Here is an 18,253-nt window from a genome sequence, read left to right on the forward strand (position 1 = left end):
GCATAGGCGCGGCGTGTGCGGCTTTCGTCCTCCCTGCACGGCACAATGAGGGGGTGAGTCTCTACCGCGACGCTGGCATCGTGCTGCGCGTACACAAGCTCGGCGAGGCAGACCGCATCATCACGCTGCTGACCCGCGAACGCGGTCTCGTACGCGCTGTTGCCAAGGGCATCCGCAAGACGACATCACGCTTCGGTGGCCGACTCGAACCATTCATGCACGTTGAGCTCCAGCTCGCCGAGGGACGCTCGCTCGACATCATCACGCAGGTCGAGACGGTCAATGCCTTCGCCAAGGATCTGGGCGCCGACTACGCCGCCTACACCGCGGGCACCGCCATGCTCGAGACCGCAGAGCGGCTCGTGCAGGAGGACGGCGAGCCCGCGATCCAGCAGTTCCAGCTGCTGACCGGCGCGCTGCATGCGCTGACCGAGGGCCGTATGACGCCCAGCCTGATCCTCGACTCCTACCAACTTCGAGCTCTCTCGATCGCCGGCTATGCACCGACTTTTGATGGTTGTGCGCGCTGTGGCGCCGAGGGCCCGCACCGCAACTTCAGCGCTCAGTCCGGCGGCATGTTGTGCGACGACTGTCGCGTCGCCGGTTCCGCCGCTCCGTCGCCGTTCACGGTCACCCTGCTCGCTGGTCTGCTCAGCGGTGACTGGGAGACCGTCGCGACCTCCGACGACCGCACCCGCCGCGAGGCGAGCAGTATCGTCAGCGCCTACCTCTCGTGGCACCTGGAGCGAGGCCTTCGATCGCTGAGCCACGTCGATCGATGATCAAGCCCACGCCGCACCCCTCGGGTGCCAAGCCTCCTGCCATCCCCATTGAGCAGGTGCCCAAGCACGTTGCGATCGTCATGGACGGCAACGGCCGCTGGGCCAAAGCCCGCGGACTGCCGCGTACGGCCGGTCACGAGATGGGGGAGGCCGCGCTGTTCGACGTCGTCGAAGGAGCGATCGAGGTCGGCGTGAAGGCAGTGTCGGCCTATGCGTTCTCGACCGAGAACTGGAAGCGCTCACCCGACGAGGTGCGCTTCCTGATGGGCTTCAACCGCGATGTCATCCGACGTCGTCGCGACGCGATGCATGAGCTCGGCGTACGTGTGCGTTGGGCCGGTCGTCGTCCCAGGCTGTGGCGCAGTGTCATCAAGGAGCTCGAGGTCGCCGAGGAGATGACCAAGCACAATAAGGTCCTCACCCTCACGATGTGCGTCAACTACGGCGGCCGAGCTGAGATTGCCGACGCCGCTGCCGCCCTCGCGCGCGATGTAGCTGCCGGCAAGGTCAACCCAGACAAGGTCACGGAGCGTACGTTCGCCCGCTACCTCGACGAGCCGGACATGGAAGATGTCGATCTGTTCTGGCGGACGTCGGGGGAGCAGCGCACCAGCAACTTCCTGCTGTGGCAGTCTGCGTATGCCGAGATGGTGTTCTCTGACATCGCCTGGCCTGACGTCGATCGGCGAGCCCTGTGGGCAGCGATCGAGGAGTACGCGGCTCGCAACCGCCGCTACGGCTCGGCCTAGATCACTCTGCGGAGATCAGCTTCAGCGCACCTTTGGCGAAGGCAACGACGCGCTTGGGTGGGTACGCATCTGGCTCGGTGATGAGCTTCGCCGCCAGACCCTCGGCCATCGCCAGTACGGCCACCGCAGCCACCTCGACGTCCATCTCTGCGCCAGTGAGGTACTCGCTGAGCACTCCGCGGATCTGGTTGAGCACGAACTCGCGGCCCTCGTCGATGTGCGCACGTACGATCTCGGGCGTTCCATCCGTGGGCATCAGCATGAGCCGCCACAAGGTGGGCTGCTCGTGGATCGCGATCGCCAGCGTGTTGGCCCAGGAGATGAGCGCATCCTCGGGTGCGCTGTCCGCTGCTCGAGGTGGCATGGCGGCAGCCAGCGCAGTGAAGGCGCGTTCTTCCTGGCGTTCGAGCAATGCCATCAGCAGCTTCTGACGATCACCGAAGGCGTTGTAGACCACAGGCTTGGCGATATCGACGCGTCGAGCGATCGCCTCCATCGAAGCGGCCGAATAGCCGTCCTCGACGATGATCTCGAGTGCGGCGTCGAGCACCTGCTCACGGCGTACTTCGATGCTCAGGCGCGGCTGACGCGCTCGCGCGGTCATACGGCCTGCAGCGCCAGCTCTGCCGGCGAAGCGAGGCGTCCGTACTTCGCGCGAGCCTCGGCCGGAGTGACGACGACGGGGTTGATCGGCTCTTCGCCGGTGAGTGCTGGCTTCACCACGGCGAGTGTGCCGGGGGAGATGACCTTGAGTACCCGCAGCTTGATTGGCAGCGGAGTGGCGAGGCGCGCGGAGATCTTGACCAGCGGTCGTACGACGAGGCGCGTCGCCCACGACTGGTTGAACCCGCTCATCTTCTGCATCCACTTCGGGAACGTCGAGATCGTGGCAGCGCGCGTGACCTTGCCGATCACGGTGGTGAACGGTCGCAGTACGAGCTGTCGGGGCTGGACGAGGATCGCGGCGTCCAGGAGGTGGTCCATCATGTCCTGCGTCTCGGTGGTCACGCAGAGTCGCGGACGTACGTCTTCGAAGTACTGGCGGATGCCCTCGCGATCACGCGGCACATCAGCTGGGTCGCAGGTCTGAAGCTCAGCAGCGATCGCACATTCAGCCCAGTACTGCTTCTCGTCCTCTTCGGACAAGCGGCCGGGTCCGAAGGTCTCGTAGACGTATAGGATCGAGTGCCATGCGGTGAGGTGGATCCACAGCTGCGTCTCGGGGTCGTTGGCGCTGTAGGGGCGGCCGCTGACAGGCTCGATGCCGGTGGCCTTCGAATGCACGCGTACGAGGATCTCCGACGCCTCGATCGCTGCGCGGCTGTCGCCGAGCGCCATGGTCGCGAAGTAGATGATCGTGTTGTCGTAACGGCCGGCAGGGTTGTAGCGCACCTTGTCGGTGCCGACGACTGCGGCGAGTAGGAACGGGTCGAGCTCCTCGATCACGACGGAGCGCTGGAAGCCGACCGTCAGCGATGTCGGGTAGCCCCACAGACGCCAGGTGACCGAGTCGGGGCCGAAGAATCCGTGGTCCTCGCGCTGGCGCTTGACGATCTTGCGGGTGTTGGGGCGACTCGAGGTCATGTGAGCTCCTGGGAGTTAGTTACGCATCCGTATGTATGGTTGCGTAACTAGTGCATCCCGTCAAGCAGATCCGAAGTTGCCGGGACTCGGTCGCGCCACTCAATTTAGAGGAATCTGAGAATCTCCTGAAGGAGTGTGCGAGTCTGACCGAATTCGACACTCCCTGGAGGCTTACAAATGAAGCGTTCGCTTCTCATTCCGCTGGTACTGGTCGCCGTGTTTGGTTTGGCTGGCTGTGATGACAAAGAGGCGAAGGTCAAAGACACGGGCACGCCTGCACAGGTCGAGAAGACTGAGCCGACTGAAGCAGTGAAGGAGACTGCCAAGGTTGGAGACTTGGTAGAGGTAGGCGATTGGGATGTCAGAGTCACAAAGGTTGTGTTGGATGCCAACTCCGCTATCGAAAAAGCGAACGAGTTCAACGAAAAGCCCAAGGGCCAGTACGTGTTGGTCTCGTTTGAGGCCACTTACAACGGCTCCGAACGGACCGCCGACATATTTTCTGATCTCTCGTGGACAGTGACTGGGAATGACAACCAAGTCAACGACTCCGCAAGCGCGGTAACCCCAGCAGACACGGCCGAAGTCCCCACCGAGGCGCGCAAGGGTGGCACGGTGAAAGGCCAAGTCGTGTTCGACATCGCTACGAACCTGCTCACGGGAGCGACCCTGTCGGTCGAAGGCTATGACGCCGATTTCGACACGGTCTATGCCGACTTCGCTCTGTAAGGCTGAAAGCTCGCCTCGGTAACCAGCCAGTCGAGCATCTTCTCTAAGAAGAGGTATCCACATGTCAGAAGCAGTCCCGCCTACGGGCGCAAGCAAGCCGCCGGCTGGCTTCTATCCGAATTCTGGCCGGATGCAGTGGTGGGACGGCAATGAATGGACGGAGCATTTCCAAGCAGACGTCGGGCCGCTAGTTGGGCAAGCGACATCTGAGCCCAAAAAGAAGAAGAAGCGTGTGTTCCTGTGGGTGTTCATGGCCGTGCAGGTGCTCTTTATCGTTTGGGTTGTTGGAGGCGCGTCAACTGGATCAGGCAATCCGAGCGATTGCGGATCCCTTGATCTCGAAACCTGCAATGCTGCGTCCGACGTGGGCACCAGCATTGGCGTTGCGCTGATCGTTGCCTTTTGGGTAGTCGTCGACTTCCTAATGGCCGTGGTGTACGGCGTTTATCGGCTGGCAAGGCGAAACTAGCTTCCGGTTCGTTGTCCTTGCGCTGCAAGAGGTGCGTCGACCCAATCAGGGTGAGTAGCACGTACTCGGATTGGCTGCGAGCTGATTGGTCGCTCGCTTCACGAGCGCTTGTACCGGATGCAGATTAGAACACGTTTCGGACCAACCTTCACTCGTCGGATTCGGTCTGGACCTCTTCCGCGACTTTCCAGCCATCCGAGTCGAGCTCCATCGTGTACGTATCGCCTTCCTCCTCAAGGAGGACGAATTCAATGGTTGCCGTCTTTGCAGACTTCGCGGTCACGGTTGTCTTGGCCTCGGAGAAGTCCAGCTCAAACGCGTCATAGAGAGCCTTGGCGGCCGCGACCTCCATCTCGCATGTCCCGCCCTTTGGGATGAATTCATCCTTAACAGACTCAGCCAGGGAAACCTTCGTGTATTCATCTGTCTGCAGTGCGCATGCCGCTTTGCCGTCTCCCTCCTCAATCGCATCGATCCAAGCGCTGAACGCCGCGACCGCTGCATCTTCGGTATCGGGAGCACCCAGCTTTTCGCCAGATTCACACTTTCGCCGCTACCAGAGGGTTCCGAGCCTGAACCGCAGCCCGCTACGGGAGCGAGAACGAGAGCGAAGAGGAGGGACAGGAAGAATCGGGTGTGAATGCGCATGTCACACATCATCCGACACGTGCAGTTTTCCGCGTGGGCGTTAGAGACAATCGCTGCCGGCAACCGCCAGGTGTCCTCGTTGGGATTCATAGATCAACGCCCACGTATCCTTGAGCGGTCATGACGAAGACGTATGAGGTGCGCACCTACGGGTGCCAGATGAACGTGCACGACAGCGAAAGGCTGTCGGGCCTACTCGAGACCGCCGGCTACACCGCCGCGACCGATCAGACACCTGACCTCGTCGTCTTCAACACCTGCGCCGTGCGTGAAAACGCTGACAACAAGCTCTACGGCAACCTCGGCCACATCGCGTCGGTCAAGGAGAAGAACCCAGGCATGCAGATCGCCGTCGGTGGCTGCCTGGCGCAGAAGGACCGCGACACGATCACGAAGAAGGCGCCGTACGTCGACGTCGTCTTCGGTACGCACAACATCGGCTCACTGCCCGTCCTCCTCGAGCGCGCTCGCATCGCCGAGGAGTCGCAGGTTGAGATCCTCGAGTCGCTCGAGATGTTCCCGTCGACGCTGCCCACCAAGCGCGACTCTGTGTTCGCCGCGTGGGTATCGATCAGCGTTGGGTGCAACAACACGTGCACGTTCTGCATCGTCCCGAGCCTGCGCGGCAAGGAGAAGGACCGCCGACCCGGCGAGATCCTCGCCGAGATCGAGGCGCTCGTCGCTGATGGCGTCGTCGAGGTCACCCTGCTGGGCCAGAACGTGAACTCGTACGGCGTTGAGTTCGGCGACAAGCTCGCCTTCGGCAAGTTGCTCCGCGCCTGCGGGCAGATCGAGGGGCTGGAGCGCTTACGTTTCACCAGCCCTCACCCCAAGGACTTCACCGACGACGTCATCGCCGCGATGGCTGAGACGCCGACAGTCATGCCGCAACTCCATATGCCCCTGCAGTCGGGCTCCGATCGCGTGCTCAAGGCGATGCGCCGGTCGTACCGCCAAGAGAAGTACCTCGGCATCATCGATCGCGTCCGCGAAGCGATGCCCCACGCCGCGATCACGACCGACATCATCGTCGGCTTCCCGGGCGAGACCGAGGAGGATTTCCTCGAGACGATCGACGTCGTTCGTCGCGCGCGCTTCACGGGTGCCTACACGTTCCAGTACTCCCAGCGCCCCGGCACTCCGGCCGCGGACCTGCCCGATCAGCTGCCCAAGGCGGTCGTGCAGGAGCGATACGAGCGACTCGTCCATGTTGTCAACGAGGTCGCGTGGGACGAGGCCAAGAAGCAACAAGGTCAGGTCGTCGAGCTGCTCGTCGCCGACCACGAGGGCAAGAAGGATGATGCGATGCATCGCCTGTCGGGCCGCGCTCGCGACAACCGCCTCGTGCATTTCGCGCCCGGCGACCATCCCGTACGGCCTGGCGACATGGTCGAAGTGCGCATCACGTACGCGGCCCCGCATCACCTCGTCAGCGATGACGAGCCGATCAGCTACCGCCGTACGCCGGCTGGCGACGCTTGGGAGTCACGCCAGGGCAAGACACAAGTACTCAGCGTGGGACTCGGTATGCCGACGCTCGGCGCACCCGCGCCGCTCCCGCCAGCACCCGCCTGCGCGATTTAGTAGTGCCCGGAGTTGTACTCGTCGACCTCTGGATCCAGGGCGACGATGACCGAAGGCACCTCGCAGTACGCATCGCTGCCGTACGCCATGCGCACCATGGCCGGCATCTCCCCGGATGGATGAGTCGATGTGTACAGGGCGCCCGCGCCGGCGTCAGACAAGTTGCCGGCGTACGCGGTCAGGTCGGATGACAGGGTCTCCCAGTCGGCTCGCCACTCCTTGCTGTCCTGATTCGGATTGGCCGAAGCGATGGCGTCCGCGACTCCTTGTGCTGTGACCGCGAAGGCTCTGATTGCGGAAGCCATCTTCTTGGGATCGTCGAACATTTTGACCTCGGCACCGGCCTCGAGCATGTCCTCGCACGGACCCTCCACGGCATCGAGAACCGATGTCTGATCGACGTAGTAGTAGCTGTCGTCCGCGTACTCGTCCAACTCGCCGCCAACGATGGCGAGGATCACGCCGAGTGCGAAGAGCCCGACTAGCCCGACCATGAGCATGGATCCAGCACCAATCGCGAACCACGCGACGCGGCTCGGAGGGTTGGGTACTGGCGGGCCGTAGTAGTACGGATGCGGTTGCTGCCCGTAGTATGGGGGCTGGACCGGGGGAGTCGCAGGCTGCTGCACCGGTGTGGCCCCGTGCTCAGGCGCAGGTTGTCCCGCGTACGGGTCATCTGGTGTGGTCACACGGAGAAGTGTGTCAGCCGCTCAGGCCATGTCGGCCCCGAATGGCAGCATGGCTTGCATGGATCTCAAAGGCGTTCTGCACGAGAAGCTCAAGGCGAGTCGGGCCATCATGGTCGACAGGGTCGAGGGGCTGAGTGAGTACGATCGCCGCCGCCCGATGACCCCGACTGGCACCAACCTGCTTGGGCTGATCAAGCACCTCACCGGCGTCGAGCAGGTCTACTTCGGCGACTCGTTCGACCGCCCGCCACCCGATGCGCTTCCGTGGAATGAGGATGGCTCGGTCTGGGAGGGTGCTGACATGTGGGCGAAGGCCGACGAGTCGAGCGACTACATCCTCGGCCTGTACGAGCGAGCCTGCGCCCACAGCGATGCGACGATCGAGGCTCTCGACCTCGACATCCCAGGTCGGGTTCCACACTGGCCCTCGCCCGATACGACGTTGGGCTACCTGCTGGTGTGGGTGCTCGAAGACACCGCGCACCACGCGGGCCATGCCGACATCGTCCGCGAGCTGATCGACGGACGTACGGGTTCCGACACTGCGACGAGCGAGACCGACTGGTCGACGTATGTGGATCGCATCCAGGCCGCCGCTGACTCGTTCCGCTAGGAGACGGCTTCAGCGATCAGATTGAGGTGCTCGGCGCCCGTGCCGCAGCAGCCACCCCAGATGTCGACCTGCGGGTAGCGCTTCGACAGGTCGCCCATCATCGATGCGAGGTCCGGAGGCTCGCCTTCTTCAAGGTGTCCGATCTGGCAGAGCGCGATCTTCTCCATCTTGGAGGCATTGGGCCTGAACGCCCGCAGTCGATCGGTCCACGCGCCTTCGGTCAATGCCGGACCGAACTCGACCGGATGTGAGCAGTTGATGGCGAAGAACTCGAGCGACCCATCCGTCGCCGCGTCCACGGTGTTGATGGCGTCGGCGAGTGTCGAGCCGGAGTGCACACGAGCGTCTGACGTCAGCGTGAACGACACCGCAGCAGGTACGCCGATCGCCTTGGCCGCACGAGCGAGGCCGATCGACTCCTGCTCGTCGTTGAACGTGAAGCCCCAAGCCAAGTCGACGCCTGCCTGCTTGAGAGTCGTGAGCTGAACTGAGTGGTAGTCCTCAGCCTCATCTGCGGTCATGACGACATTGCGCTCGTACGCATCCCCGCGCGGGCCGACGAAGCCCTGGATCAGGATCGTGTCGATGTCGTTCTCGTACTCGGCCGCCAACGTACGCAGGAAGTCGATCGACGCGAGGTTCGCTTCGGCTAGTCCCTCAGCTGAGTAGCCGAGCTTGGTTCCCCAGTCGGGGCTGGCCCGGTAGTCGAGCCCGCCCATGAGCGCGTTCATCTTGTGGGTGGCAGCCGCGTCGAGATAGCCGCGGTACATCGTCCGCATGTCGTCCATTGCCGCTGGGTTGTCGAGCAACGGATACATGGCGAACTCGGGGAGCTCGTGGCCCCACTTGTACATGATCTCGGTCTCGATGCCGCCCTCGGTGAGGTACTGCGTACCGGGCTTTTGGGCTGGGAATCCAGTGGTTGCCATCCGATGAGGCTAGAGGTTAGGCATCGTCTGGGTCGCCGAATCGGATTTATCCCCAGTCAGGAGGGACAGATGACTGTCAGATAGAACGCACCGTCTGCGCGGTCGCCTGTTCCTACTGTCCGTGCCTCGACGAAGACTGCATTCGCATTCCCACTGCGAGGCGCCGCGCTGAACGCGGTGGCTACTGTTTGATTCTTTCCCGTCACTTGGTAGATGCATGTTGAGACATCGCGGTCGAACACGACCTCATACCAGCCTTGGAATGGCGTGACCCGGCCCGCTGACGATGCCCTCGAAGATCGCTGCGTGTCAAGGACGGCGGTCTCGCTCACGAACGCGATCATGGGCTTCGGGAACACCAAGGTGGACTCGTTGATGTCGTCACCTGTCAGGGTGTCGAGAGCGACCTTGCTGCTGGTGACCGCGCTGGTTCCTATGTCCGAGTTCTTAACGTTGGAGGCCACGATGTCGTCTGACCTCACGGTGTTGCTACCCGAAAGGGCCTGTGCGGCTCCGGCAGTGAGCAGAACTGTGAGCGCGGTGTAGCCGAACACGTGGCCGAGGGTCGATCGCTTCATGTGAACCTCCTGTTTGGCTTAAAGTCTGCCTCTGGTGTTCCTCGTTGGTACTGGGATTCGAGGAAGAAGTTGGATCGATCGAGAACAGGGTGAAGGCACAGATTCACGGACTCAGCATCCCCGGGCCGCACGGTGGCAGGATGGACTCATGGCCATCAAGATCGCGCAGGAGCCCCACGCCGACGAGGTACTCAACTCGAGTCCGTTCGCTCTGCTCGTCGGAATGATGCTGGACCAGCAGTACCCGATGGAACACGCCTTCCGTGGACCAGCCAAGGTGCTGGACCGGTTCGGAAACTTCGATCCCGCGACGATCGCCGAAGCCGAGCCTGAGGCGTTCGCCGACCTCTGCTCGACACCGCCAGCGATCCACCGCTACGGACGATCGATGGCTGGACGCCTGCAGGAACTCGCTCGTCACGTCGTCGAGGAGTACGACGGTGACGCCACCCGCATCTGGACCGAACCGCGTACGGGCAAGGAGCTCTTCCAGCGAGTACGCGCGCTGCCTGGATTCGGCGAGCAGAAGGCCAAGATCTTCACGGCTCTCCTGGCCAAGCAGCTCGACGTGAAGCCTCCGGGCTGGACCACTGTCGTGGGCGACTACGGCAAGAAGGGCTATCGCTCGGTCGCCGACGTTGTCGACGCGGAGTCGCTGGCCAAGGTCCGCGCGTTCAAGCAGGTCGCAAAGAAGAAGGCCGCTGCGGCAGCTCAGACCGCCGACACGTCGGCCGGGTAGGGCTCAAGCAGCTCTTCGGGCACCTCGCACACCGGCGAGGTGAGCCAGACGAGGTCCATGCGCTCGTAGATCCGATCACCGTGCGTATCGCGCGGAATGCGGAAGTCCGTGTCGTACCCGTCGCGCAGTTGTTCGGCGTACGCCTCGCGCGCCGCGATGAGCGTGTCCCAGTCATCCAGCCACGAAATGGTCGGCGGATCGGCCTTGAGCACGTCCTCGTCGAGCTTGCGGACCTCGGTGAGCATGTTCGTGATCGCCTGGTTCTGGTCGGTGACGATCTTCGCTTGCTCAGTCGATGAGCCCTTGATCGGCATCGACTTCACGGTCTCGGTCATGATGTCGCACTCGCGATCGATCACCGAGACGATCTGATCGTCCTGGATGATGCCGGGGAAGTCCTTGCCCATGATCACGACGCTGGCGACGATCAACCCTGTGCCAACGATCGCGGCCAGGGCGATGGCGGCGATCGGCGCCCAGCGCCAGTGGCGCGAGATGGGCGGCGGCGGGTAGTCCCACGCGTTGCGCGCCGGCGGATACGGCGGCAGCTCGCGGTCCTGGTTCACCGGCTCATCGTGCCATGGGCGATAGCCTCGGGACGTGATCGTTGCTGCCGCGGTGTGCCCCCACCCGCCGATGCTCGTGCCCGAGGTCGCCACGGGCGCAGCTGATGACCTTGCCGAGCTGCGGCAGGCCTGCGACGACGCCATTGACACGCTGCTGGCGAGTGAGCCTGAGCGTGTCGTGATCATCGGGTCCGGTTCGCTTGCCAAGGACCTAGACGAGACCGCCGGAGGTACGTTTGCCGACTTCGGCGTCGACCTGCACGTCGGCGGCCATTCGACTGAACTCCCGCTCAGCCTGACCGTTGGCGCCTGGCTGCTCGCCCGTGCTGGATGGGTCGGACCGCGTAGGTACTCGACCGGCACGCCCGACATCGAGGGCCGCGTCGCGCTACTGGTGATGGCAGACGGCAGCGCCAAACGTACGACCGAGGCACCGGGCTATTTCGACGAGCGCGCGATTGCATACGACACGGCGATTGCGCAGGCACTCGAGGCTGGCGACGCCGGAACTCTCGCCGACCTCGACCAAAGTCTGGCCGTCGAACTCTGGGTCGCTGGAGCGCGGCCGCTTGCGACGTTGGGAGAGATGACAAAGGACGCCACGATCACCGCACAGATGCGAGCAAACGTGGCGCCCTTGGGCGTCGGCTACTGGGTAGCCAACTGGAGTGTCAGCTAGGCAGTGGGCTTGTCGCCCTCGGCCAGATCGTCGACAGCGTCCTTCGCCTTGTCGGCCGCGCCGTCGATCTGCTCGTCGTACTTGCCCTTGGTCGCCTTGTTGGCGAGGTCAGCAGCCTTGTCGATGCCCTTGTCAATGTTCGCGTTCTGCGAAGCGGCGAGGTCAGTTGCCTTGTCCTTCAGGCCGGAGCTCTGCTTCTTGAACTTGTCGAGAAAACCCATGGTTCTGTCCCCTGAGAGTTGGTGTGGGCGGTGGCCCCCGTATGTCTGCCACGGTACTGCGAGACTTGAAACATGGCATCCGTCGACCGCATCGTGGGAGTGGTTGGCCCGACCGCGTCCGGCAAGTCACGATTGGCAGTTGACCTGGCCCTGAGCCTCGGCAAAGCCGAGATCGTCAATGTCGATTCGATGCAGCTCTATCGCGGTATGGATATCGGTACGGCCAAGCCGACGACCGAAGAACGCGGCGTCGTCCCACATCACTTGTTCGACGTCCTGGACGTCACGGACATCGCCACAGTGGCTGAGTTCCAGGCGATGGCACGCAGCACGATTGCCGAATGTCACCACCGGGGAGTCACGCCGATCCTGGTCGGCGGATCTGCGCTGTACGTACGAGCAGTCTTCGACCGGCTCGACTTCCCAGGCACCGACGAGGACGTACGCGAGCGGTGGACTGCTGAGCTTGAGGCGCGCGGATCTGAAGCGCTCCATGCCGACCTTGCTCAGAAGGACCCCGAGGCGGCGGCCATCATCCTGCCCTCGAACGGGCGTCGCATCGTACGAGCGCTCGAGGTCATCGAGCTCACCGGCGAGAAGTTCGCGGCGACCATGCCACCGTTCGAGTCCGTGTACGACAACGTCACCCTGATTGGGCTCGACGTGCCGCGCGACGTGCTCGACGTACGCCTTGCCGAGCGTGTCGATGCGATGTGGGCTGACGGGTTTGTCGACGAGGTACGTGCGCTGCGCGAGGTTGGTCTCGAGGACGGCTTCACTGCCAGCCGTGCGCTCGGCTATCAGCAGATCCTGGCGTTCCTGCGTGGCGAGATGACCGAGGACGAAGCGCGCGAGGCGACCGTGACGGGCACGCGCAAGTTCGCCCGTCGCCAGGATCGCGACTTCCGCAAGGACCCCCGTATCCACTGGCTCCCGTACGACGCCAGCGACCTCGTCGACCAAGCCGCAAGCCTCGCTCAACCACTCGGCCCCTAGCCCGAGGAACGAGGGCGGGAGCGAAGCGAAGGGGCGTACGACGAGAGGCTCGCTCGGGTAATCCGCCTCACGACGCTTCGGCCTCGTCCCTCGGCCTCCCAGTCGCTTCGCTCCTTAGCGAGCGAGATGGTTTCGGCACGTAGACTGGACCTATGAGCTTTCCATGGTTGAAGGGGCACGGGACGGAGAACGACTTCGTGCTGCTTCCTGACCATGACGGCACGATCCACGGCGACTTGGACGGTGCCTTCGTGGCAGCCCTGTGTCACCGTCGTCGCGGCATCGGCGCCGACGGTGTGATGCGTGTTGTCCGCACGCAGGCGCTTGGCGAGCAGTCGGCCGGCGAGTGGTTCATGGACTACAAGAACGCCGACGGTTCGGTCAGTGAGATGTGCGGCAACGGCATCCGCGTCTTCGCCCTGCATCTCGTACAAGAAGGACTCGCCGATCCGTCGCAGCCGTTCGTGGTCGGCACGCGTGACGGCGACAAGACGATCACGTTCGACCGCGACCAGATCTCGGTCGATATGGGCAAGCCTGAACTTCGCGGCGTCTCCAAGGTGACGGCCGATGGTCGTACGTGGGAGGCGCAGGATGTACGTACGGGCAACCCGCACGCTGTCGCGTTCGTCGAGCGACTCACGGACGCGGGTTCGCTGCTGGTCGAGCCCGACTACGACAAGACGACGTACCCCGAAGGCGTCAACATCGAGTTCGTCGTACGCGAGGGTGCACAGCACGTCTCGATGCGCGTTCACGAGCGTGGCTCCGGAGAGACCCGCTCGTGCGGCACGGGTGCATGCGCGGTTGCGGCCGCAGCGGCGCACTCCGACGGCGCTGCCCGCCCCGTCACCTATCGCGTCGACGTACCAGGCGGAACAGTCCACGTGACCTGGACCGACGACGACCACCTCATCCTCACCGGCCCTGCCGAGATTGTCGCCCGCGGCGACATGGAATGGATCGCATGACCGAGCAGCAAGGCAACACAGAGGGACTCGAGCTCGAAGAACGCAATTCACTCCGCCGCATTGATGGGTTGCGTACCGAGCTCGAGGACATCACCGAGGTCGAATACCGCAAGCTCCGCCTGGAGCGGGTCGTCCTCGTCGGCGTATGGACCGAAGGCACGGCACTCGACGCCGAGAACTCGCTCGCCGAGCTCAAGCTGCTCGCCGAGACCGCCGGCTCAGAGGTGCTCGACGCGCTGATCCAGCGACGCCAGAAGCCAGACCCGGCGACATACATCGGCACCGGCAAGGTCGAAGAGCTTCGTGCTGCCGTTGAGTCGACCGGCGCCGACACCGTCATCTGCGATGGAGCGCTCGCACCGAGCCAGCTCCGCAACCTGGAGGACCGCGTCAAGGTCAAGGTCGTCGACCGTACGGCGCTGATCCTCGACATCTTCGCCCAGCACGCCAAGTCCAAAGAGGGCAAGGCGCAGGTCGAGCTGGCCCAGCTGCAGTACCAAACCCAGCGTCTCCGCGGTTGGGGTGGCGAGCTGTCGCGCCAGGCTGGTGGTCAGGCCGCAGGCGGCGAGGGCATCGGTGGTCGTGGACCTGGTGAGACGAAGCTCGAGACCGATCGTCGTCGTATCCAGATGAAGATGACCAAGTTGCGCCGTGAGCTCAAGGAGCTCGGCGTTGCTCGCGAGACCAAGAAGGCGAACCGTAAGCGCCACCAGGTCCCGTCGGTCGCGATCGCGGGCTACACCAACGCTGGCAAGTCGAGCCTGCTCAACCGCCTCACGGATGCGGGCGTGCTGGTCGAGGATGCATTGTTCGCGACCCTCGATCCGACCACCCGCCGTACGCAGACGTCAGACGGTCGCGTCTACACGATGTCCGACACGGTCGGCTTCGTACGCAACCTCCCACACCAGCTCGTCGAGGCCTTCCGCTCAACGCTCGAAGAAGTCGCCGAGGCCGACCTCGTGCTGCATGTTGTCGACGGTGCGCATCCCGACCCCGAGGGCCAGATCCGGTCCGTACGTGCGGTGTTCGCTGATGTCGATGCCGACAAGGTGCCCGAGATCATCGTGATCAACAAGGCCGACGCTGCCGATCCGATCGTCCTCAAGACGCTGCTCGCCAAGGAGCCGCATGCAGTCGTCGTCAGCGCCAAGACTGGCGAAGGTATCGACGAGCTGCTCAGCGCGATCGAAGCCGATCTGCCGCAACCGGCGACTCGCGTCGACGTGATGCTCCCGTACGCGCGTGGCGACCTGCTCAACCAGATCCACACGCAGGGCGAGATCGAATCGCTCGACCATGAGGGCGACGGCACTCACGTCGTCGCGCGAGTCCACGGCCACCTTGCGGCAGAGCTCGAGCCCTACGCCGTCTGACCCGCGCCAAGAAACTTTGGGCGAGGACCCATCTGTGGGGGGATCCGTCTCGAACCCCGAGCAATCAGTGTTACCTACCTCACAGAAGGTTTGCTCATGCGACGTATCAAGATCTCTCCCGCAGTAGTCATTGCCTCGCTCGCCCTCGTTGTTGCATCCAGCGGTACGGCCTATGCCGCAGCCACGATCGGCACCAACGAGATCAAGGACGGTTCGATTCGCGGCATCGATGTCATGAATGGAACGCTCAACACCAAGGACCTGTCGCAGAGCGCTATTGGCAGCTTGGGGAACCGCTGGTTGCTGGTCGACAAGGACGGCGCGATCATCGCCCAGTCCGGCGGCTTCAGCATCAACGCGGCCTACCCGACGTTGGACAACTCGACTCCCGGTGGCGTCCCCGACAACTCGATGCGCGCGGCCGGCAACGTCTACATCAACGCCAACGAGAACTTGAGCAACAACGCGATCAGCGTGACGATTGCGCTGCAGAACGTGACAGAGCAGGACGACAACGCCAACACGAACGGTCGCAAGGCAGGACCCGACGCGAACGCGGAGTTCTCCGGTGAGATCACGTCCACGGTGTGCGGCATCACTGGCATCGTCGGCTGCGCTCCTCCCGGTGCCAACAACCGCAATCACTTTGTGGTGAGCCCGCGTCTGAGTGACGGTTCGGTCACCTCGGCCGTCAACCACAAGCGCTTCTACGTAGTGATCTCGGGTGACTCGTCGGACTTCATCTCACCGGCCACGCCGATCCTGCCGAAGGCGCTGTCCTGACAGCCTGAGCTATCCAGACCTGCTCAACCAGCGAGCTGCTTTAAAGGGAGGCGCTCGCTGGTTTGAGTAGCGCTCAGCGCAGGCGCTTCTCGTAGCGCCTGACCGGTGCAGTGAAGGGTCCGTCCTCGGTCTCGGCCGAGTATTCAAACGAGCCGGTGTCGGCCCACCCGCTGCGCTCGTAGAAGCGACGCGCTCGCGCGTTGCCCGCGACAACGGCGAGCCAGGCAACGTCGTACGTCTCGGCGACGGTCCGCTCGCCGTGACTCAGGATCGCGTCAGCGACTCCACTGCCACGGGCTGACGCGTCGACGTACACCTGCTCGACCTCGTCGTCATGGACAGTCACGAAGCCGGCAATGCGATCGTCGATGACCGCAACGGTTGTGATGGCGATCCGCGAGTTGGCGAGCGTATGGAAGTGCTCGGCTTGGCGGTACTTGTACATCGCCTCCGGCACATTCCCCGCGTGTCCGTCGTGCCATCCGCGATGCCAGATGTCGGCGATCGCGTCAGCATCCTCAACGGTTGCAGCCCGAAGCTCCATGTCTCAAACGCTAGCGGTGGACGCAGACCGACGCTCGTCTGCGCTGGCGGATAGCCTTCGGCTGTGTCCAAGACCCCTGACGTTCGCGCGGTGCTTCACGCCGCCGTCGAAGCTGTCGGGGGAGAGGAGCGTCCGGGCCAGATCGAGATGGCCGAAGCCGTTCAGCATTCGCTCGCCAGCGGCGAGCACCTCCTCGTCCAGGCCGGCACTGGCACCGGCAAATCGCTCGGCTATCTCGTACCGAGCCTCCTGCACGGCAGGCGCGTCGTCGTCGCCACCGCAACGCTCAATCTTCAGCACCAACTCGTGGAGCGCGACATACCGGCGCTCAAAGACGCTGCCCGCAAGACCATGGGCGAAGTACCCCATCACGCGGTCGTGAAGGGCCGTAGCAACTACGCGTGCCTGCACCGCGTACGTGAGGGTGCGCCCGACGATCAGGGCACGCTCGTCGACGTACCCGAGGGTTCGCTCGGAGCCGAGGTCGTCGAGCTTCGCGAGTGGGCCGAGGAGCAGGCTTCCGCCGGTCACTCAGGCGACAAGGACTCAGCGCCTTCCCACACCGACCGCGCCTGGCGCCAGGTCAGCGTCAACCACCGCGAATGCCTCGGCGCTTCGCGCTGCGCGCATGCGCAGGAATGCTTCGCCGAGCTGGCCCGCGAAGACGCCCAAGACGCCCAGCTGATCGTCACCAACCACGCCTTGCTCGCGATCGATGCGATCGACGGTGTGCCGATGCTGCCGGAGTACGGCGCCGTGATCGTGGACGAGGCCCATGAGCTCGCCGCTCGAGTGACGCAGGCGTCGACCGATGAGCTCGACTCCGCCATGATCGAGCGCGCTGCACGACGAGCTCGCGCGCAGGCCGACGGCCAGTCAGCTGACGACCTCTCCGATGCGTCCGACGCCCTCAACGACGTGATGGTCCGCATGGACGAAGGGCGCATTGACGCCGTCGAGGAGTCGCTGCAAGAGGTGCTCGAGCTCATACGTGACTCGGCCCGCGCGACGCTGTCGGACTTCCCCAAGGAGGACGGCAAGTCCGAGCCCGACGCTGCACGGCAGCAAGCGCGAGGCATGGTCGATGACATTCGCAAGATCGCCGACCGGATGGCATCCAAGGGTGAGACCGAAGTGCTCTGGATGAGCGCAGGTCAGCGCGACAAACGACTCCATATCGCACCGATCGACGTGTCCGCGAGTCTTCGCGAGAAGCTCTTCGGCGAGAAGACCGTTGTCCTGACCAGCGCCACCCTCAAGCTCGGCGGGGGATTCGATCCAGTCGCCCAGTCTCTGGGCCTCAAACCCGGCGACGACGACTGGTCGTCACTCGATGTCGGCTCGCCGTTCGACTACCAGCAGCAGGGCATGCTCTACGTCGCCAAGGACCTCCCGCTGCCAGGCCGCGATGGCCTAGAGGAGGCGCAGCTCGCCGAGATCACCGCACTCGTCGAGGCGGCCGGTGGTCGTACGCTCGGGCTCTTCTCCTCACGCCGCGCTGCCGAGAGGGCGGCCGAAGTCGTACGCGAGCGGTTGCCCGACATCGACATCTGGTGCCAAGGCGACGCCCAGTTGCCCGAGTTGGCGCGCAGGTTCGCCGAGACGCCAAGCACCTGCCTGTTCGGCACTCTGAGCCTGTGGCAGGGCGTCGACCTCCCGGGCGACACCTGCCAGCTCGTGATCATCGACCGCATCCCGTTCCCGAGACCCGATGATCCGTTGATGAGTGCACGCCAGCGACTCGTGGAAAAGCGTGGCGGCAACGGCTTCATGAACGTCGCTGCTCATCACGCTGCATTGTTGTTGGCGCAGGGGACCGGCCGCCTCATCCGTCGGGCGACCGACAAGGGAGTCGTCGCGATCCTCGATCCGCGCATCGTCACGGCTCGCTATGGCTCGTTCCTGGCGGCCTCGCTGCCCGACATGTGGAGGACCACGGATCGCGAGATTGCATTGGGTGCGCTGCGCCGACTCGACGAAGCCGCCGCCACGCCTTGATAGCCTGTTGAGGCTCTGACCAACCA

General features: G+C 63.8%; 22 protein-coding genes. 13 read left to right on the forward strand and 9 right to left on the reverse strand.

From position 1 onward, the window contains the following. The first annotated feature begins 53 nt into the window (after positions 1-53). Positions 54-782, forward strand: a complete 729-nt coding sequence (gene recO, locus J2X11_RS07345) for a DNA repair protein RecO (protein ID WP_309968710.1) — start codon at positions 54-56, stop codon at positions 780-782. Continuing rightward, entirely contained in the window at positions 779-1,531 is a 753-nt protein-coding gene (locus J2X11_RS07350) for an isoprenyl transferase (protein WP_309968713.1), read from the forward strand. The genes recO and J2X11_RS07350 overlap by 4 nt, the downstream gene beginning before the upstream one ends. Position 1,532: 1 nt before the next feature. On the opposite strand, the gene J2X11_RS07355 is transcribed toward J2X11_RS07350, so the two are convergent. Further along, the gene (locus J2X11_RS07355; RefSeq protein ID WP_309968716.1) at positions 1,533-2,135 is read right to left on the reverse strand and encodes a TetR/AcrR family transcriptional regulator; all 603 of its coding nucleotides are present in this window, start codon (positions 2,133-2,135) and stop codon (positions 1,533-1,535) included. Then, positions 2,132-3,115 carry an oxygenase MpaB family protein gene (locus J2X11_RS07360; protein ID WP_309968719.1) on the reverse strand — a complete coding sequence of 328 codons (984 nt, stop codon included), beginning with the start codon at positions 3,113-3,115 and terminating at the stop codon, positions 2,132-2,134. The genes J2X11_RS07355 and J2X11_RS07360 overlap by 4 nt, the downstream gene beginning before the upstream one ends. Before the next feature lie 177 nt (positions 3,116-3,292). Here J2X11_RS07360 and J2X11_RS07365 point away from each other — a divergent pair, with 177 nt between their 5' ends. Together J2X11_RS07365 and J2X11_RS07370 are read left to right on the forward strand one after the other, a co-directional pair. After that, positions 3,293-3,844 (forward strand): hypothetical protein, encoded by a 552-nt coding sequence (locus tag J2X11_RS07365; protein WP_309968722.1) that lies wholly within the window; start codon positions 3,293-3,295, stop codon positions 3,842-3,844. A gap of 61 nt (positions 3,845-3,905) precedes the next feature. After that, the gene (locus J2X11_RS07370) at positions 3,906-4,313 is read left to right on the forward strand and encodes a DUF2510 domain-containing protein (protein ID WP_309968724.1); all 408 of its coding nucleotides are present in this window, start codon (positions 3,906-3,908) and stop codon (positions 4,311-4,313) included. Between the two features lie 148 nt (positions 4,314-4,461). Here the strand turns inward: J2X11_RS07370 and J2X11_RS07375 are convergent, their stop codons facing one another. Next, the gene (locus J2X11_RS07375) at positions 4,462-4,665 is read right to left on the reverse strand and encodes a hypothetical protein (protein WP_309968727.1); all 204 of its coding nucleotides are present in this window, start codon (positions 4,663-4,665) and stop codon (positions 4,462-4,464) included. Between the two features lie 416 nt (positions 4,666-5,081). Here J2X11_RS07375 and miaB point away from each other — a divergent pair, with 416 nt between their 5' ends. Beyond that, on the forward strand, positions 5,082-6,545 hold the full coding sequence (miaB, locus tag J2X11_RS07380) for a tRNA (N6-isopentenyl adenosine(37)-C2)-methylthiotransferase MiaB (RefSeq protein ID WP_309968731.1): 1,464 nt from the start codon (positions 5,082-5,084) through the stop codon (positions 6,543-6,545). On the opposite strand, the gene J2X11_RS07385 is transcribed toward miaB, so the two are convergent. Further along, positions 6,542-7,234 (reverse strand): hypothetical protein, encoded by a 693-nt coding sequence (locus J2X11_RS07385; protein WP_309968733.1) that lies wholly within the window; start codon positions 7,232-7,234, stop codon positions 6,542-6,544. The genes miaB and J2X11_RS07385 overlap by 4 nt on opposite strands. Positions 7,235-7,292: 58 nt before the next feature. Between J2X11_RS07385 and J2X11_RS07390 the strand changes: the two genes are divergently transcribed. Next, a complete protein-coding gene (locus tag J2X11_RS07390) occupies positions 7,293-7,847 on the forward strand; it encodes a DinB family protein (RefSeq protein ID WP_309968736.1) in 555 nt (184 codons plus the stop codon). On the opposite strand, the gene J2X11_RS07395 is transcribed toward J2X11_RS07390, so the two are convergent. Then, positions 7,844-8,776 carry a homocysteine S-methyltransferase family protein gene (locus tag J2X11_RS07395; RefSeq protein WP_309968739.1) on the reverse strand — a complete coding sequence of 311 codons (933 nt, stop codon included), beginning with the start codon at positions 8,774-8,776 and terminating at the stop codon, positions 7,844-7,846. The genes J2X11_RS07390 and J2X11_RS07395 overlap by 4 nt on opposite strands. Before the next feature lie 56 nt (positions 8,777-8,832). Continuing rightward, entirely contained in the window at positions 8,833-9,330 is a 498-nt protein-coding gene (locus J2X11_RS07400) for a hypothetical protein (RefSeq protein WP_309968743.1), read from the reverse strand. Positions 9,331-9,502: 172 nt separating this feature from the next. Here J2X11_RS07400 and J2X11_RS07405 point away from each other — a divergent pair, with 172 nt between their 5' ends. Further along, positions 9,503-10,093 (forward strand): HhH-GPD-type base excision DNA repair protein, encoded by a 591-nt coding sequence (locus J2X11_RS07405; RefSeq protein ID WP_309968747.1) that lies wholly within the window; start codon positions 9,503-9,505, stop codon positions 10,091-10,093. Here the strand turns inward: J2X11_RS07405 and J2X11_RS07410 are convergent. Beyond that, positions 10,066-10,659: a hypothetical protein gene (locus J2X11_RS07410; RefSeq protein ID WP_309968749.1), complete on the reverse strand. Its 594-nt coding sequence runs from the start codon at positions 10,657-10,659 to the stop codon at positions 10,066-10,068. The two genes, J2X11_RS07405 and J2X11_RS07410, sit on opposite strands and share 28 nt — an antisense overlap. A gap of 34 nt (positions 10,660-10,693) precedes the next feature. Between J2X11_RS07410 and J2X11_RS07415 the strand changes: the two genes are divergently transcribed. Continuing rightward, positions 10,694-11,338, forward strand: a complete 645-nt coding sequence (locus J2X11_RS07415) for a class III extradiol ring-cleavage dioxygenase family protein (RefSeq protein ID WP_309968753.1) — start codon at positions 10,694-10,696, stop codon at positions 11,336-11,338. Here J2X11_RS07415 and J2X11_RS07420 read toward each other — a convergent pair. After that, complete coding sequence (locus tag J2X11_RS07420) at positions 11,335-11,559, reverse strand: antitoxin (protein WP_309968755.1); 225 nt, start codon at positions 11,557-11,559, stop codon at positions 11,335-11,337. The two genes, J2X11_RS07415 and J2X11_RS07420, sit on opposite strands and share 4 nt — an antisense overlap. 72 nt (positions 11,560-11,631) lie before the next feature. On the opposite strand from J2X11_RS07420, the gene miaA reads away from it, so the two are divergent. The 4 genes from miaA (at position 11,632) to J2X11_RS07440 (ending at position 15,685) form a co-directional block, all read left to right on the forward strand. Beyond that, positions 11,632-12,555 (forward strand): tRNA (adenosine(37)-N6)-dimethylallyltransferase MiaA, encoded by a 924-nt coding sequence (miaA, locus tag J2X11_RS07425; RefSeq protein ID WP_309968758.1) that lies wholly within the window; start codon positions 11,632-11,634, stop codon positions 12,553-12,555. A gap of 152 nt (positions 12,556-12,707) precedes the next feature. After that, positions 12,708-13,526, forward strand: coding sequence for a diaminopimelate epimerase (gene dapF, locus J2X11_RS07430; protein WP_309968761.1), 819 nt, complete (start codon positions 12,708-12,710; stop codon positions 13,524-13,526). Continuing rightward, positions 13,523-14,902: a GTPase HflX gene (hflX, locus tag J2X11_RS07435; RefSeq protein WP_309968763.1), complete on the forward strand. Its 1,380-nt coding sequence runs from the start codon at positions 13,523-13,525 to the stop codon at positions 14,900-14,902. Before dapF ends, hflX begins: the two co-directional genes overlap by 4 nt. A 96-nt stretch (positions 14,903-14,998) precedes the next feature. After that, positions 14,999-15,685, forward strand: a complete 687-nt coding sequence (locus J2X11_RS07440; RefSeq protein WP_309968766.1) for a hypothetical protein — start codon at positions 14,999-15,001, stop codon at positions 15,683-15,685. A 73-nt stretch (positions 15,686-15,758) separates the two neighbouring features. Here J2X11_RS07440 and J2X11_RS07445 read toward each other — a convergent pair whose 3' ends face one another. After that, positions 15,759-16,229 carry a GNAT family N-acetyltransferase gene (locus J2X11_RS07445; RefSeq protein ID WP_309968770.1) on the reverse strand — a complete coding sequence of 157 codons (471 nt, stop codon included), beginning with the start codon at positions 16,227-16,229 and terminating at the stop codon, positions 15,759-15,761. 63 nt (positions 16,230-16,292) lie between these two features. On the opposite strand from J2X11_RS07445, the gene J2X11_RS07450 reads away from it, so the two are divergent. Beyond that, a complete protein-coding gene (locus tag J2X11_RS07450; protein WP_309968773.1) occupies positions 16,293-18,227 on the forward strand; it encodes an ATP-dependent DNA helicase in 1,935 nt (644 codons plus the stop codon). Positions 18,228-18,253 lie beyond the last annotated feature (26 nt).

The sequence above is a fragment of the Aeromicrobium panaciterrae genome (assembly GCF_031457275.1).
Taxonomy (GTDB): Bacteria; Actinomycetota; Actinomycetes; order Propionibacteriales; family Nocardioidaceae; genus Aeromicrobium; species Aeromicrobium panaciterrae_A.

What these genes read in the sequence shown, in the direction of transcription:
- J2X11_RS07350 (WP_309968713.1), top strand. Translation starts at nt 779, where the DNA reads ATGATCAAGCCCACGCCGCACCCCTCGGGTGCCAAGCCTCCTGCCATC.
- J2X11_RS07355 (WP_309968716.1), bottom strand. Translation starts at nt 2,135, where the DNA reads ATGACCGCGCGAGCGCGTCAGCCGCGCCTGAGCATCGAAGTACGCCGT.
- J2X11_RS07360 (WP_309968719.1), bottom strand. Translation starts at nt 3,115, where the DNA reads ATGACCTCGAGTCGCCCCAACACCCGCAAGATCGTCAAGCGCCAGCGC.
- J2X11_RS07365 (WP_309968722.1), top strand. Translation starts at nt 3,293, where the DNA reads ATGAAGCGTTCGCTTCTCATTCCGCTGGTACTGGTCGCCGTGTTTGGT.
- J2X11_RS07370 (WP_309968724.1), top strand. Translation starts at nt 3,906, where the DNA reads ATGTCAGAAGCAGTCCCGCCTACGGGCGCAAGCAAGCCGCCGGCTGGC.
- J2X11_RS07375 (WP_309968727.1), bottom strand. Translation starts at nt 4,665, where the DNA reads ATGGAGGTCGCGGCCGCCAAGGCTCTCTATGACGCGTTTGAGCTGGAC.
- miaB (WP_309968731.1), top strand. Translation starts at nt 5,082, where the DNA reads ATGACGAAGACGTATGAGGTGCGCACCTACGGGTGCCAGATGAACGTG.
- J2X11_RS07390 (WP_309968736.1), top strand. Translation starts at nt 7,293, where the DNA reads ATGGATCTCAAAGGCGTTCTGCACGAGAAGCTCAAGGCGAGTCGGGCC.
- J2X11_RS07395 (WP_309968739.1), bottom strand. Translation starts at nt 8,776, where the DNA reads ATGGCAACCACTGGATTCCCAGCCCAAAAGCCCGGTACGCAGTACCTC.
- J2X11_RS07405 (WP_309968747.1), top strand. Translation starts at nt 9,503, where the DNA reads ATGGCCATCAAGATCGCGCAGGAGCCCCACGCCGACGAGGTACTCAAC.
- J2X11_RS07420 (WP_309968755.1), bottom strand. Translation starts at nt 11,559, where the DNA reads ATGGGTTTTCTCGACAAGTTCAAGAAGCAGAGCTCCGGCCTGAAGGAC.
- miaA (WP_309968758.1), top strand. Translation starts at nt 11,632, where the DNA reads ATGGCATCCGTCGACCGCATCGTGGGAGTGGTTGGCCCGACCGCGTCC.
- dapF (WP_309968761.1), top strand. Translation starts at nt 12,708, where the DNA reads ATGAGCTTTCCATGGTTGAAGGGGCACGGGACGGAGAACGACTTCGTG.
- hflX (WP_309968763.1), top strand. Translation starts at nt 13,523, where the DNA reads ATGACCGAGCAGCAAGGCAACACAGAGGGACTCGAGCTCGAAGAACGC.
- J2X11_RS07440 (WP_309968766.1), top strand. Translation starts at nt 14,999, where the DNA reads ATGCGACGTATCAAGATCTCTCCCGCAGTAGTCATTGCCTCGCTCGCC.
- J2X11_RS07445 (WP_309968770.1), bottom strand. Translation starts at nt 16,229, where the DNA reads ATGGAGCTTCGGGCTGCAACCGTTGAGGATGCTGACGCGATCGCCGAC.